The following is a 14479-nucleotide window of genomic DNA, read 5'->3' as shown; positions in this document are numbered from 1 at the left end:
TTGCTTTTATAAAACTGCTTCGATAGCCTTTTTTATTTCCATAGACGGGCGCTCGCACGCAAAATCTTTACACACATAAATGATTGACTCATTTCTTTGGTCATAGCTCTCTATGAAATGAGCATGTGGCATCAGTTCGTTTTTATTTCCAATTAACCATACAACTTCTGGTATAAATGAAGTCTTCAAAAGCTGTATTTCTTCTAATGTCTCTTTAGCTAACACAATGACTTCTTTTATCCCGATTGCCTGTTCAAGCCTCGCTTGCAAAAACTGCGTGTGGCTACTGGCTTGCATTCGAATAAGTGAATAAAACGTTCGCTCCATCTTTTCAACCATTTGTAATAACTTCTCGTTTCCTGTTCGATGACCTAAACGCAAAAGCTGACAAACAGCGACGCTATTACCGGAAGGAAGAGCACCATCGTACACTTCTTTTTCACGCACAAGCAGTTGCTCTGCATCACTCCCAGTAAAGAAAAAACCACCTTTGTCTTTATCCCAAAATAATGAAGTCATATTCTCAGCAATTGCTTTTGCTTTTGTCAGATACTCTACTTTGAGCGTTGCATCATAAAGGTCGTTATAAGCCCACAATAAAAACGCATAATCATCAATTAAACCTTTTTCTTTTACTTCTCCTTCACGATAGCGAACCATTAAGCGCTCCGTTTTGTACATATTTTCGTGAATAAAAAGCGCAGCCTGCTCAGCTAGCTCTGTAAATGTTTCATTTTGCAATGCCCGTCCAGCCTTTGCTAATGCGCTTATAATCAAGCCGTTCCAAGATGTTAAGATCTTATCATCAACATGAGGGTATATGCGTTTCTGGCGCTCTTTTAACAGCTTTTCATTGCATGTTTTCAGCTTAGCTTCCGTTTCTTTAATGGATTGTTTACTGAGCTTAGCTAGCTCCTCTATTTCCGTTGGTATTAAATGAAGGTGGTTCTTGCCTTCAAAATTCCCTTCTTCCGTAATGCTATATGCACTACAAACAAACTCAGCTTCCTCTTCAGTAAAAAGGTTTGTTATTTCTTCTTTTGACCATACATAATAGGTCCCTTCTGCTCCTTCTGAGTCCGCATCAATTGCGGAATAGAATGCACCTGTTTGACTATCTCTCATTTCACGAATTAAAAATGCAATACTCTCTTCAATTATTTCACGATAGCGCTTCTTTTTTGTCATTTGGTAAGCTTCAATATAAGCATGTAGCAAAAGCCCTTGATCATAGAGCATTTTTTCAAAGTGTGGAATCATCCATTGCTGATCTGTTGAGTACCTCGCAAACCCACCACCAATTTGATCATAGAGACCGCTTGAAGCTAACGAATCGAGCGTTTTTTCAACCATTAATAACGCTGTATCATTATTTGTTAATCGATGATAGCGAAGCAAAAATGTCAGCGTATGCGGCATCGGAAATTTCGGTGATTGCCCAAATCCTCCGTACACTGGATCAAATTGACCAACGAGCTGCTGAAATGCTTGATGAAGAGTACCTTCATCAATTGTGCTGTCTGAAGGAATATGTACAGAAGCTTTTAAACCTTTTACAACCTGCTCTCCTACCTTTTCAACAAAAGGCCGCTCATGCAGAAACTTTTCAGCGAGCTGCGGCAGCGCATCCATCATACCTGGTCTATTGTAAGCGCTATTCTTTGGAAAATAGGTACCCGCATAAAACGGTTTTTGGTCAGGTGTTAAAAAGACGTTTAAAGGCCAACCTCCATGATTGGTCATCATTTGGCACACGCGCATGTAAATAGAATCAATATCTGGACGCTCTTCTCGGTCTACCTTAATGGCAATAAAGTGTCTATTTAATAAATCTGCGACTTCTTCATCTTCAAAGCTTTCTTTTTCCATCACGTGACACCAATGACAAGTACTATATCCAATTGATACAAATACAGGTTTATTTTCACACTTAGCTTTTTCAAAGGCTTCATCTCCCCATGGATACCAATTGACTGGGTTATGTGCGTGCTGGAGCAGGTAAGGAGATTTCTCATGAATCAGTGCGTTAGTATGTTTTTTCATCTTTATCCCTTCTTTCTATAATGGTAGTGTACCGTCTTCTATTACTTTCTCCAAATGAACTAGAGTTAGCTCATCATTTATTTTTGTGGTTCTTACCTCAACAAAACCTTCCTTTTGATAAAGGCGAATAGCTGGTATATTCTTTGATGCTGTAGACACAACTAGCTTAGTAACTGAATAATTCATTTCTACAAAGGCTAGTAATTTTTGAGCAATTCCTTTTTTAAAGTGTACAGGATCAATAAACAGTCGGTAAATATCCAACTCTTTTCCTAACACTTTAAACGAAATAACGCCAGCTAACGTTTCTTCTATGTAGTAACCTAAAAATATTTCTTTGGATTGTTGTAGTTGCAGGAGCGTTTCTTGTAAAGGTGGAATTTCGCGATTATGAATAATTGATGCTTCGACTTCGTATGACCGTTTTTGTAAAGCTAAAATAATTTTCGCTTGTTGATTATTTAGAACATCATTTTCTTTAATCATTAGTTCCTCCGTCTATTCGCATTTTCTACTTTTCTATCATTATATACTTGATTGATAACATTAAAAATATGTTGATTCTGTTCTAAATAGTGAAGTTTGCTTATATGTATAAAAGGACAACACAACTAGTCTACACACCAAAGGGGAGAAATTAAATGAATAGTAGCTTTTTCAACTTCGACAAGATGTTAACACCTTCTATCATTAAAATTGTCTTCATTATTGTCTCTGTCTTAACAATTTTATTAGGGTTTGGATTTATTGTAAGTGGAATTAATAGCATGTATGGTGGTGGTTCCCTTGTCTTTTTAGGCCTAGCATTAATTGTGGTAGGGCCACTATTTACGCGCATTTACTGCGAAACCTTGATTGTTGTATTTAAAATGCATGAAGCTCTTCATAAAATGGCTAAAATAAAAGATCAAGAATAAAAAAGCGATGCGGCTTAAACCGCATCGCTTTTTCGTCATTGTACTGCTTTTTCAATTTCGTTCGCCATCTCAGCTACTGAAAGTAGTCCCCCACCTGATAAGTACCAGTAGTTCGGATTTAAATAAACAATGTTTCCTTCTTTATATGCTTTTGTTTTTTTAATTAATTCATTTTCCAGTGCTTGCTTAGCAGAAGATTCCCCACCTACAACTGCGCTACGGTCCACTACAAACAAGTAATCAGGATTCTTTTCTACGATGTATTCAAACGACACTCCTTGACCATGCGTAGAAGCTTCAATACCAGCATCAACTGGCGTAACTCCTAGCTCATCATGAATAATACCAAAACGTGAACCTGGTCCATATGCGCTTACTTTTCCTTCGTTAACAAGAACAATTAAACCATTTTTCTTTGAAGCTTGAGCTTCTTCTTTCACAGTTGCCATTGTTTTTTCAACAGCTGCTACCTCTTTTTCTACCTCTGCTTCTTTATCAAAGATTTCGCCTAACGTTTGTGCATTTTTCTTAAATGAATCCATATAGTTTTCTGTATCTAAGCCCATATAAATTGTTGGTGCAATTTTAGTAAACTCGTCGTATTGCTCAGCTTGACGCCCTGAGATAACGATTAGATCTGGGTTAATTTCGCTGATTTTCTCAAAATCAGGTTCTTTTAATCCCCCTACATTTTCATATTTCTTATCTTCATATTTTGATAGATAAGAAGGCATGCTGTCTTGGGGCACACCCGTTACGTTAATTCCCAATTTATCCATGGAATCTAACGTACCAAAATCAAAGACTACTACCTTTTCTGGATTTTTTTCTACTTTTGTTTCTCCTAATTCATGCTGAACTGTAATTGTTTCTTCCTTTTTTGCTTCTTTCTTTTCACTATCAGCAGTCGTGCTCGCTTCATTTGATCCGCAAGCTGCAACTACAACTGCAAGCAATGCTGCTAGAAATACCATATATAGCTTCTTCATCTAACTTCCACCTTTTTCATTGTATTTAAAATATATGTGAATTACTCTAATCACCGGGTGCTATTTTTGCACTTCATGTAAAGGGCCCAGTGCTAAATAACCTCTTAATTAAAGCAATAATCACCTTACCTTTAAGCTGAAAAGTAAACGCCTATCTTGTTTCCATTAATGGTTTGAATAGGAATATGCATATCATAGACGTCTAAGAGCACATCTTCTTTAATAATTTCAGCAGTTGCTCCATGCTTAATAAGTTGTCCATTCTTTAAAGCAACAATGTAATCTGAATAGCATGAGGCAAAGTTAATGTCGTGAATAACGATAATAATCGTTTTGCCTAACTCATCCACAAGTCTTCTTAAAACCTTCATGATTTGAACAGAGTGCTTCATATCTAAGTTATTTAAAGGTTCATCAAGCAAGATATAATCCGTATTTTGAGCTAAAACCATTGCAATGTATGCTCGTTGACGCTGTCCACCACTTAGTTCATCAATGTACTTATGCTGCATTTCTTCAAGCTCCATATATGCAATCGCTTCGTCTATATACGCTATATCTTCTTTTTTCAGCTTTCCCTGTGAATATGGGAATCTACCAAATGATACGAGCTCTCGAATTGTAAGCCGCATTGTTAAGTGATTTGTTTGTTTCAAGATTGAAATTTTCTTTGCTAACTCATTGCTTTTGGAATTCATTACATCGTGACCTTCTAGTAAAATTTCGCCTTCATCTCTTTTTAAGATGCGACTAATCATAGATAGGAGCGTACTTTTCCCTGCTCCATTCGGTCCGATGAATGATGTAATTTTCCCCTTATGAATTTGGACAGATACATCATCTATTACTTTTTTGTTTCCATACCTTTTTGTTACGCCATTAACAGCAATCATGTTCTACTCCCCTTTAATAAAAGATAAAGAAAATATGCGCCCCCAATAAAGTTAATAATGACGCTGAGCGTCGTTGAAAATGTGAAGACACGTTCAACTACTAGTAAGCCCCCTACTAAAGAGAAAATACTAATGATAATAGAACCACCTAGTAGATACGTGTGACGATATGTTTTAAACACTTCATGCGCTACGTTAACAACTAGTAAGCCTAAAAACGTAATGGGTCCAACCAATGCTGTTGCGATAGAAATAAAGATGGAAATTAATACCAGAAGCTTCTTTGTCACTGCATCATAGTCAATTCCAAGGTTAATCGCTTCTTCTCTTCCCAGTGATAAAACGTCTAAATACTTAACATACCGAAATCCATATACGCTTAGTATGATAATTAGTAAGAAGGATAGAAAAAGTAGTTCAGTTTGCACATTATTAAAGCTTGCAAACATTCGATCTTGTACAATTAAAAATTCATTCGGATCAATTAATACTTGCATGAAGGAAGAAATACTTTGGAAAAACGTCCCAAAAATTAATCCCACTAACAGTAAAAAATAGATATTACTTTTTCCTTCTTTCTTAAACAACATTTTATAGAGAAGCATAGCAAACAACACCATTGCTACAATTGAAAGCATAAAGTTTATATTTTTATTCATCGTTAAGATATTCATTGAGCCAAACAAGAAAATAAGAAGGGTTTGAATAAGCATATATAAAGAATCTAAGCCGATAATACTCGGTGTTAAAATCCGATTGTTCGTGATTGTTTGAAACACGACGGTCGAAACCGCAATTGAAAACCCTGTTAGAAGAATTGCTGCTAATTTCCCTAAACGCCTTGGCAGAATATAGTCCCAATTACCATTTGATTGATAAAATAAAAATAATAAAGTTACGCCAACTGTCAAGATTGCTAAAACTATTAATTTCAATCGATTACTCATAAGCCTTTCTCCTAATCAACATGTACAAGAATATGCCACTGCCAATGACGCCTACCATCATACCAATTGAAATTTCGTATGGATAAATGATAACTCGCCCTAAAATATCACAAATTAACACAAAAACTGCTCCAAGCAAAGCTGTTTGCGGAAGACTGTTTTTCAAATGATCTCCAGCATACATTGAGACAATATTCGGAATGATTAGTCCTAAAAAAGGAATCATTCCAACCGTTAACAATACAATGGATGACACAAGCGCTACAATGACTAACCCAATGTTCACAATTTGCTTAAATGGTAAGCCCAAATTTGTAGCAAAGTCTTCTCCCATTCCTGCAATCGTAAATTTATTTGCGTACAAGTAGGCAATAACCATCAGTGGGACACTTAAGTAGATCAACTCATATTGCCCTGAAATAATGGTAGAGAAATCACCTTGTAGCCAAGAACCAATGCTTTGAATTAAATCATTTTTATACGCAAAAAAGGTGGTAATTGAACCGATAACATTCCCAAACATTAAACCCACAAGAGGAATAAAGATTCGGTCTTTTACTTTAATAGAATCTAAAATCTTCATAAAAATGAAAGTTCCAACTAAAGCGAAAACAAATGCAACCAACATTTTTTGAATTGGACTAGCCGATGTGAATAACATCAGCGCTACTAAAACACCTAAGCGTGCAGAATCCATGGTTCCAGCAGTCGTTGGAGAAACAAATTTATTTCTTGTAAGCTGCTGCATAATCAACCCGCATATACTTAAGCTTACTCCAGCAATAATGATGCTAATTAATCGTGGAAAACGACTAATTAATAGCACTTGAATTTGCTCTTGATCAAAGGATAAAATTCCGTGAATGTTTACTGGTGATACGCCGATAAATAACGAAATAAGCGATAATAAAAATAGTAGAATAATAAGATACCTAATTTTCACGCTGCTATTCTTCCTTACTATGTATAATTTAAAACAACAATAACGATAATCATTATCAATGATTGATAAAAAATAAAATGATGTCTCCATCACTTGTCTTGTTATCTTACCACTTACTATATGATAATGAAAATCATTATCATATGTCAATAGGATTCCCCTATTTTTTTCTTCATTTCCACATAAAAACTTGTTTAAACAAGTTTTTGTTCAAAAATAGCCTCCATTTGTACTTACCTGACAAACGGAGATTACCTGTTATCTTAAATTATAGCGGATTTTATTTAGTGTTGACAAACAGATTGCTAACTCTTCTTCTGTTAAACCTTCTGATGCATCGCTAATTGTTTGCTGTGCCAGTTTTTCTAATTCTACCTGAATACTTTTTCCGTATTCTGTCAAATAAATTAAGTTAATTCGACGATCCGTTATATGTGGAACTCTCTTTACTAACTCACGCTTAATCATATTATCAATTAAACGTGATACGCTTGCTTGATCGCGTTCATTTTGAATGGCTAGCTGATTTTGAGTTTGGCCATCTTTTTCATATAACCTACTCATAATCTGCCACTGTTCGTATGTAAGAGGATAATCATTATTTTTAAAATGATGATTTAAACGGTTCATCATTAAGCGTGAGGCGTGAAACAATCGATATCCTAGCGAATCATCTAATTTATAGCTTTCCTTGTTCATACTTCCGTGCACTCCTTTTGTTTCAGTTTATCGCACCTTCATCCATATGTCCATGTACAATATACCAAAATGTATATTCCTCCATTTATTTCGAAAGAATAATAATAAAATTTCATTAGTCAAAGGAGATTTTTATGTCCGTTATAATAGTAACCGTCCTCCTCGAGGCAAAGCCAGGTTCTGAGGAAAAACTATACGATGCCTTGCTAAGCGTATTGGCACCGTCAAAGAGTGAAAGTGGATGTATTCAATATGATTTGCATCGCTCCATCGAAGTCCCTTCCATTTTTGTTTTCTACGAACAATGGCGGGATAAACATGCTTTAGATGAACATTTATCAAGTTCCCACTACAAGGATTACCGAAAGCAAACAGAAGCTCTCATTTTAAATCGAACAGTTCATTTATTAAAACTTGTAAATCCTTAAGTAAACAATCATCCTTTGTTCTCTTTTATTATTTAGGCTATAATAAAGAAGCTCTTTAGTTGCTTTTCTCTTACATATTATTAAGCCAGGAGCAATTTTTGTTTCAAACAGAAAGGATAAAACATATGTTTTCAATTCGTGAATACACAGTAGAAAAATTGCAAGATCCATTTGGAATGTTATCAGGTGAACGCTATGAATTTCATCTTTATATCGATGTAGATGAAGAGGATGAGTTATATACAGGCAGTGACTTAGGCCTTCGAACACTTTATATTATTAAAGATGGCGAATCTTCTATTTCTCAACCTTATTTTTATGAAATTTTTACTAATAAGGTGTTAGATTTTGAGCTAGAAGATGATGAAGCCGATGAAGTTCAAACATTTTGTAGCAAGCACCTAGAAGCTGAAAGTACAGAAGAGTAAGGAGAAAGAAGCTCGGACATAAGTATTTCAGCCAATGATAAACCTGAACGATTGAGAGTTTCTCACTTTTAATCGTTCAGGTTATTTTGATTATGAAAATAATTTTGAAAACATGGTGAAGTGGAGCGTAGCGGAATAGCCCTAACGTATTCTGACAATATAAAAAAGTAAGAAAAGGTTTTGGTATGTTCCAGCCTCTTTTTATTTCTTTTTTCCTTCATGTTCCATTAGCTTTTTTACTATCTCTGTAGGCTTCCAGCAGTTAAACTGATACGCAGGCTTCGTTTCGTACCCCAGTCTGGAACAAAAGTAACTCATCCCACTTTCAAGTTTGATACTTTTAAAGTGCTGACAGGTTGCACAACAGTGGAAATTCCGCACGGTTCTTCCCCCTTCTTTTTATATTTTCTTGTATAATAAGTATATTATACTATCACTTTACTTTTCTTTAACATATGATTCTAAGAGCATGATTGCAAAAATTTCTCACTTTATACTTAGATTACCTCTTATAGAAAGGAGAATTTCATGGAATTTTTACAAGTACTACTTCCTATTTTTGGGATTTTTATTCTTGGATTTATCGGCCAAAAGACCATTGGTTTTGATACAAAAAATATCTCCAAAATGTCTTTGTATTTAATGTCTCCAATTCTTGTCTTTCAAACATTTTATACGAATCAACTATCCGTTACATATTTGTATCTAGGCGTCTTTTTACTCATCCTTTGTTTGTCAATCATTGCAGTTGTCAGACTAATTGGGTTTATTCGAAGCTATTCAACAACGGAGACATGTGGCATGATTCTCGCTTCTGCATTTATGAATAATGGTAACTACGGTACTCCTGTAGTCTTATTAGTATTCGGAGCAATGGGATTAGATATAGCAATTGTACTAATGGTTCTTCAACAGCTCATTATGTGTACCGTTGGTGTGTATTATGCTGCAAAAGGAAGCCCCGAAGCTAATGGAATCAAATCTGCTTTGCGTGCTGTTGTAACGATGCCGATTGTATACGGAGCCATCTTAGGGCTGACTTTTCAACTTTTACATATTACGTTAAGTCCACCCGTTGAAGAAGCGGTTAGCTTAGTAGCAAGCGCGACAATTCCAACAGTTATGATTGTTCTAGGAATGCAGCTTGCTAATATCAAATTAAAAAACATTGCGTTTCGAAAGCTGTCTTTTTCATTATCATTGAAACTATTAGTCTCACCAATCCTTGCTTTTATCATTGTTCAATTTTTACCCATCGATCAAATGACAAAGCAAATACTCATTATTATGGCTGCCATGCCAACGGCAGCTAATACCACAATGTATGCGCTCGAGTATAACACTGACACTGAGTTTGTTTCATCATCTACGCTTATTAGCACCTGTTTGAGTCTTATTACTCTTCCGATTGTATTGAGCGTTGTAGTCTAAACAAAAAGAGGAACTGTTATAACAGTTCCTCTTTTTGATCATTTTTTAAAAATCCCAAACGGTTTTCCAATTGGAAGCACTTCTCTTCCAAAATGCGTATTTAATACCGCTGCAGCTGACCCGTAGAATGACATAATTGCAATTAAAAGCTCTGAAAAAGCAGCTAATAAGTGTGTGAAATGGTACATAACATTAAATGAGCTCAATGATAATCCAATAAATAAGAAATCAATAAGAACAAAAATAATGAAAAGAACTTTATTCGTTTCCATTGCCCCCACTGTCATAAACAAGCTAAAAATTAAATAACCGATAAAAGCCATACCTAATTGTCGCCCATCAACTACTGCGAGTTCTTCCCCAAAAACACCTAGCTGCATTAACCATGAAGCAGCTACACCGAACCAAAATAATCCGAAAGCCCCAAATGCAGTCATACCAAACGTATTGTTATGCTTGCCGTCTTGAACAGCTGCGAAAAGTTGCGCAAGACCACCTAAAAAAATAGCCCACGGCAAAATAAAAGCTAGTCCATCTGTTAAGCCTAACTTTTGTGATGATGCTACTAGCGTCACCATTGCTAAACCGAATAATCCAATAGCTGATGGATCAGCAGTTGTAATCTTTACTTCTTGTGCTTTAACTTGACTCATTTTTTACCTCCTAAAATACACATGCTTAAATAAGGTACTTGTTTATCGGGAAGCTGTCAATACATTTTTGTAAAATAGAAAAAGCTACCTGAAATAAGGTAGCTTTTAACAATTAAAATTAAAGTTTTACAACGTTTTCAGCTTGAGGACCACGTTGACCTTCAACGATTTCAAACTCTACGCTTTGGCCTTCTTCTAATGTTTTAAATCCGTCTGTTTGGATAGCTGAGAAATGAACGAATACGTCATTTTCGCCTGGAACTTCGATGAATCCAAATCCTTTTTCACTATTAAACCATTTTACTGTACCTTTAGTAGCCATAAAAACCTCCAAAAAAATGTAAAAATTTTAATATGTTACTCTATATTTACACCGTAAATAAAAAATTCACATATTATAAAGACTTTCTACTACGAAGTAGACTTCCTTTATAACACGTGAATTGTGTATCAACCATCTAGTTCGTAATAAATCCTCTCATTCTAAAATGAGTGAGAGCACTTAAACTTTTATTTAAAAATTAAAAATGTTTACGTTTTCATTCTACAATAAGTTCCTTTAAAATGCAAGCGCTAACGGTAGTTTTTTACATTCTTTCTATAAGCGCTCCAGTAAAGAATGAAAAGCCGAAGCAACAGGTTCGGCTGTCATCTATCTATTATGTAAGCATATTATCTAAATTTTCATCAATAACTTCTTTACGTTGATTTTGTAGCGTTTCGAATAACAATCGTGCTTCTGTTTCTGTTAAAGCAAATGTTGTTTTCTTATGATTATCTCCTGTTTCGCTTCTTATAATTAGCAAGCTTTCTTCAATTCCATGATTCATTCGTACCACTCCTTTTTGTCTTAGTATAAACCTATTCTAAATTTCTATGTATGTTTTTACTTCTTTTAACAAAGCCTAACCAACGAAAGTTATTTTTACAAGGAGGAATGGAACATGATAAAAAAATCACTTTTTGTAGCAGCTAGCTTTGCCACAACCCTATCATTATTTGGATGTAACACTACAGACCAAGGAAAAGATGGTCTTATTAATGATGATACGGTTCGCAACGTTTCATATGAAAACGAAATGGATAACAACATGAATGACGTAACGCAAGAGAAGAAGCGTGATCAATATGCTGAATCACGCATGGAAGTAGCAAACGGTGCAGCTGATCGCGTAAATGCGTTAAGCGAAGTGAAAAATGCAAACGTTATTGTGATGAATCGTAATGCATATGTTGCAGCGGTTTTAGAAGATAAAAAAGAAGGCAAGCTAACAAAAGAAATGGAAGCAAAAATTGCTGATGAAGTTAAGAAAGCAAACAACAATGTGCAAGAAGTATATGTTTCAACAAACCCAGATTTTGTTGATCGCATGAATGGTTATGTAAATAAGTTAGAAGATGGACGCCCAATTACAGGCATTATTGATGAATTTAATGAAGTAGTACGCCGAGTATTTCCAAACAATCGTTAAATTAAAAAAGGTCGTTCTCATACGGCCTTTTTTGTTTTAGAACACGTACATATTTTCAATTAAAAGATCCCATATTAAATAGTAGAAAGCATTAATTTATAAGGTGATTTATTCCAATAAACAAAGATCATTTACATGTTTAAATATTCCGAATAGTTTTACTTTATTTTTATTAGGTAAGCGCTTTCTTCAGCTTTGTTTATGCAATGAAGCAGGTTTCATTGAAAAAATTTCATGTTTAACAACTTGATACTCTGGGAAAAGTTTGTTAGCTTAAAAAACCGTAAGCTGTTTATATGACACGATTTTCCACACGTCATATAGAGAAACAGAAAAAGGAGAGATATTGTGGATATTAGTTTATTTATTTCACTAGCCATTTATTTTATAGGGATGCTAGCTATCGGTTGGTATGCTTATAAAAAATCTACTGATGACATTTCAGGCTACATGCTAGGCGGTCGTGGACTTGGTCCTGCTGTAACAGCCCTATCAGCTGGTGCATCTGACATGAGTGGTTGGATGTTAATGGGTTTACCAGGTGCTATGTATGCTACAGGAGTATCTAGTTTATGGATTGCTGTTGGTTTAACAATCGGAGCATATCTAAATTACTTAATTGTTGCTCCACGTCTTCGCACGTATACAGAAGTAGCAAACGACTCCATTACAATCCCAGATTATTTTGAAAACCGCTTCAATGATACATCTAAAATTCTTAGAACAGTATCAGCCATCGTTATTTTTGTCTTCTTCACTCTTTATACTTCAGCTGGTATGGTATCCGGTGGTACATTATTCGAGTCTGCATTTGGATTAGACTATCGAATTGGTCTATTTGTAACAGCAAGTGTTGTTATTGCTTATACACTATTCGGCGGATTCTTAGCGGTAAGCTTAACTGACTTTGTACAGGGTATTATTATGTTTGTGGCTCTTGTTCTTGTGCCAATTGTAGCGTTTACTGAACTAGGTGGCGTTGGTACAACAATTGATGTCGTTCGTGACATTAACCCAGCCTATTTAGACTTTTTTAGAGGCACAACCGTTGTTGGAATTATCTCATTCTTAGCTTGGGGTCTTGGTTATTTTGGGCAACCTCACATTATTGTTCGATTCATGGCTATTTCGTCCATTAAAGAGTTAAAACCAGCTCGACGCATTGGGATGGGATGGATGATTATTTCCATCATTGGCGCAATGTTTACTGGATTAGTTGGTATTGCTTATGTTGACCAAACTGCCACAACATTGGCAGATCCAGAAACAATCTTTATTAAATTTGCACAAGTATTGTTCCATCCATTTATTACTGGATTTTTACTTGCAGCGATTCTTGCTGCAATTATGAGTACAATTTCGTCTCAGCTACTTGTAACATCAAGTGCTATTACAGAAGACTTTTATAAAGCATTTTTCCGCCGTGAAGCGACAGACAAAGAACTTGTACTAGTAGGACGTCTAGCTGTACTCGGTGTTGCGATTATCGGTATTCTCCTATCGTTAAATCCAAATGATACAATTTTAGGTCTTGTAGGTTATGCATGGGCCGGATTCGGTTCAGCGTTTGGCCCTGCAGTTTTACTAAGCCTATACTGGAAGAAGATGACTCGTTGGGGTGCTCTTGCCGGTATGATTGTTGGTGCTGCTACGGTCTTAATTTGGGTAAACGTACCTGGATTAAGCGATGCGCTTTATGAAATGATTCCTGGGTTCGTACTAAGCTTTTTAGCAGTCATTGTTGTTAGCTTATTAACGAAAGACCCTTCGAAAAGAGTCCAAGGGACTTTTGTTGAAATGGAAGAAACGTTAGAAGAAGAAACGAAATAATTTCAAAGGAAAGCTCGCAAAAAGATATTTGCGAGCTTTTTATTTTCTATACGTAGCCCAAGCTTTTTCTTCATACGTATATAGATAAGAGCCTATAAGGAGGTTAATAATATGCATCCATCCATGTTTCCATATAATCACCAGCCCCCACCATCACGTGAAGAAAACGAGCGTGAGTTAAAAGTAATAGGAGAAGGCCGAATTACTGCTGTTCCTGATGGAATTTCAATTATTATTGGTGTTCGTACAGAAAACTTAAGCGTACAGCAAGCGTTAAAAGAAAATACTACCGTTTCAAATACAATGATTGATGGCTTTCAAAATGCTGGAATTGAACAAAGTGATATTGAAACAGCATCGTTTACTATTAATCCGAAATATGACTACACTGATGGCAAAACGACATTAGTTGGATACGAGGTACAGCATTTATTTGAAGTCCATGTTGAAGATATTAAACAAGCTGGTGAAGTGTACGCTATCTCTGTTGCAAGCGGTGGAAACGTAGCAGAAGATATTCGCTTTTTTGTGAAAGATCCAACACCCTATGAAAAGCAAGCTCTCTCTCAAGCCGTTCAGCACGCTGGAGAAAAAGCAACAGCTATTGCAGATACACTAGGTGTTCCCCTAAATCCTATTCCGCTGGAAGTCAATGAGCGGACGCAACAGCCTCCTGGTGGCTACATAGTGGCAGCTAAGACACTTGGGTCTGCTCCTCCGATTCAAACGCAGTCTTTGACAGTTGTATCAGCTGTGGAAGTGACATACAGATATTAGAAGATGTGTGCTAAACTAATACGTATATT

At 35.8% G+C, this 14479-nt stretch carries 18 protein-coding genes; 7 read left to right on the top strand and 11 right to left on the bottom strand.

The features are described from left to right. Positions 1-6 precede the first annotated feature (6 nt). Together NIZ91_07325 and NIZ91_07320 are read right to left on the bottom strand one after the other, a co-directional pair. The gene (locus NIZ91_07325) at positions 7-2043 is read right to left on the bottom strand and encodes a thioredoxin domain-containing protein (protein USY56457.1); all 2037 of its coding nucleotides are present in this window, start codon (positions 2041-2043) and stop codon (positions 7-9) included. A gap of 15 nt (positions 2044-2058) precedes the next feature. Then, on the bottom strand, positions 2059-2529 hold the full coding sequence (locus tag NIZ91_07320) for a GNAT family N-acetyltransferase (GenBank protein ID USY56456.1): 471 nt from the start codon (positions 2527-2529) through the stop codon (positions 2059-2061). Positions 2530-2684: 155 nt separating this feature from the next. On the opposite strand from NIZ91_07320, the gene NIZ91_07315 reads away from it, so the two are divergent. Beyond that, positions 2685-2960 (top strand): DUF4282 domain-containing protein, encoded by a 276-nt coding sequence (locus NIZ91_07315; protein USY56455.1) that lies wholly within the window; start codon positions 2685-2687, stop codon positions 2958-2960. Positions 2961-2995: 35 nt separating this feature from the next. Here NIZ91_07315 and NIZ91_07310 read toward each other — a convergent pair whose 3' ends face one another. From NIZ91_07310 to NIZ91_07290, 5 genes are all read right to left on the bottom strand, one after another. Further along, the gene (locus NIZ91_07310; protein USY56454.1) at positions 2996-3949 is read right to left on the bottom strand and encodes a siderophore ABC transporter substrate-binding protein; all 954 of its coding nucleotides are present in this window, start codon (positions 3947-3949) and stop codon (positions 2996-2998) included. A 131-nt stretch (positions 3950-4080) separates the two neighbouring features. Further along, entirely contained in the window at positions 4081-4842 is a 762-nt protein-coding gene (locus NIZ91_07305) for an ATP-binding cassette domain-containing protein (protein ID USY56453.1), read from the bottom strand. Further along, the gene (locus NIZ91_07300; GenBank protein USY56452.1) at positions 4839-5789 is read right to left on the bottom strand and encodes an iron chelate uptake ABC transporter family permease subunit; all 951 of its coding nucleotides are present in this window, start codon (positions 5787-5789) and stop codon (positions 4839-4841) included. The genes NIZ91_07305 and NIZ91_07300 overlap by 4 nt, the downstream gene beginning before the upstream one ends. Continuing rightward, complete coding sequence (locus tag NIZ91_07295) at positions 5782-6732, bottom strand: ABC transporter permease (protein USY56451.1); 951 nt, start codon at positions 6730-6732, stop codon at positions 5782-5784. The genes NIZ91_07300 and NIZ91_07295 overlap by 8 nt, the downstream gene beginning before the upstream one ends. Before the next feature lie 258 nt (positions 6733-6990). Then, positions 6991-7431 carry a MarR family transcriptional regulator gene (locus tag NIZ91_07290; protein USY56450.1) on the bottom strand — a complete coding sequence of 147 codons (441 nt, stop codon included), beginning with the start codon at positions 7429-7431 and terminating at the stop codon, positions 6991-6993. A gap of 134 nt (positions 7432-7565) precedes the next feature. Here NIZ91_07290 and NIZ91_07285 point away from each other — a divergent pair, with 134 nt between their 5' ends. Continuing rightward, the gene (locus NIZ91_07285) at positions 7566-7859 is read left to right on the top strand and encodes an antibiotic biosynthesis monooxygenase (protein USY56449.1); all 294 of its coding nucleotides are present in this window, start codon (positions 7566-7568) and stop codon (positions 7857-7859) included. A gap of 125 nt (positions 7860-7984) precedes the next feature. Next, positions 7985-8287 carry a DUF6509 family protein gene (locus tag NIZ91_07280; protein ID USY56448.1) on the top strand — a complete coding sequence of 101 codons (303 nt, stop codon included), beginning with the start codon at positions 7985-7987 and terminating at the stop codon, positions 8285-8287. A gap of 201 nt (positions 8288-8488) precedes the next feature. Here the strand turns inward: NIZ91_07280 and NIZ91_07275 are convergent, their stop codons facing one another. Further along, entirely contained in the window at positions 8489-8668 is a 180-nt protein-coding gene (locus NIZ91_07275) for a hypothetical protein (protein USY56447.1), read from the bottom strand. 147 nt (positions 8669-8815) lie between these two features. Between NIZ91_07275 and NIZ91_07270 the strand changes: the two genes are divergently transcribed. Then, the gene (locus tag NIZ91_07270; GenBank protein ID USY56446.1) at positions 8816-9718 is read left to right on the top strand and encodes an AEC family transporter; all 903 of its coding nucleotides are present in this window, start codon (positions 8816-8818) and stop codon (positions 9716-9718) included. Between the two features lie 38 nt (positions 9719-9756). Here the strand turns inward: NIZ91_07270 and NIZ91_07265 are convergent, their stop codons facing one another. From NIZ91_07265 to NIZ91_07255, 3 genes are all read right to left on the bottom strand, one after another. Further along, positions 9757-10371, bottom strand: a complete 615-nt coding sequence (locus NIZ91_07265; GenBank protein ID USY56445.1) for an acetate uptake transporter — start codon at positions 10369-10371, stop codon at positions 9757-9759. 118 nt (positions 10372-10489) lie between these two features. Then, entirely contained in the window at positions 10490-10693 is a 204-nt protein-coding gene (locus tag NIZ91_07260) for a cold-shock protein (protein ID USY56444.1), read from the bottom strand. A 337-nt stretch (positions 10694-11030) separates the two neighbouring features. Continuing rightward, a complete protein-coding gene (locus tag NIZ91_07255) occupies positions 11031-11201 on the bottom strand; it encodes a hypothetical protein (protein USY56443.1) in 171 nt (56 codons plus the stop codon). A gap of 114 nt (positions 11202-11315) precedes the next feature. On the opposite strand from NIZ91_07255, the gene NIZ91_07250 reads away from it, so the two are divergent. From NIZ91_07250 to NIZ91_07240, 3 genes are all read left to right on the top strand, one after another. Beyond that, complete coding sequence (locus NIZ91_07250) at positions 11316-11843, top strand: YhcN/YlaJ family sporulation lipoprotein (GenBank protein USY56442.1); 528 nt, start codon at positions 11316-11318, stop codon at positions 11841-11843. Positions 11844-12191: 348 nt separating this feature from the next. Then, positions 12192-13673 (top strand): sodium/proline symporter PutP, encoded by a 1482-nt coding sequence (gene putP / locus NIZ91_07245; GenBank protein ID USY56441.1) that lies wholly within the window; start codon positions 12192-12194, stop codon positions 13671-13673. Between the two features lie 111 nt (positions 13674-13784). Beyond that, the gene (locus tag NIZ91_07240) at positions 13785-14450 is read left to right on the top strand and encodes an SIMPL domain-containing protein (GenBank protein USY56440.1); all 666 of its coding nucleotides are present in this window, start codon (positions 13785-13787) and stop codon (positions 14448-14450) included. Positions 14451-14479: the final 29 nt, after the last annotated feature.

Origin of the sequence: Bacillus sp. 1780r2a1, assembly GCA_024134725.1 — a bacterium.
GTDB lineage: Bacteria > Bacillota > Bacilli > Bacillales > Bacillaceae_H > Priestia > Priestia aryabhattai_A.
This window is presented reverse-complemented; position numbering and strand designations above follow the sequence as displayed.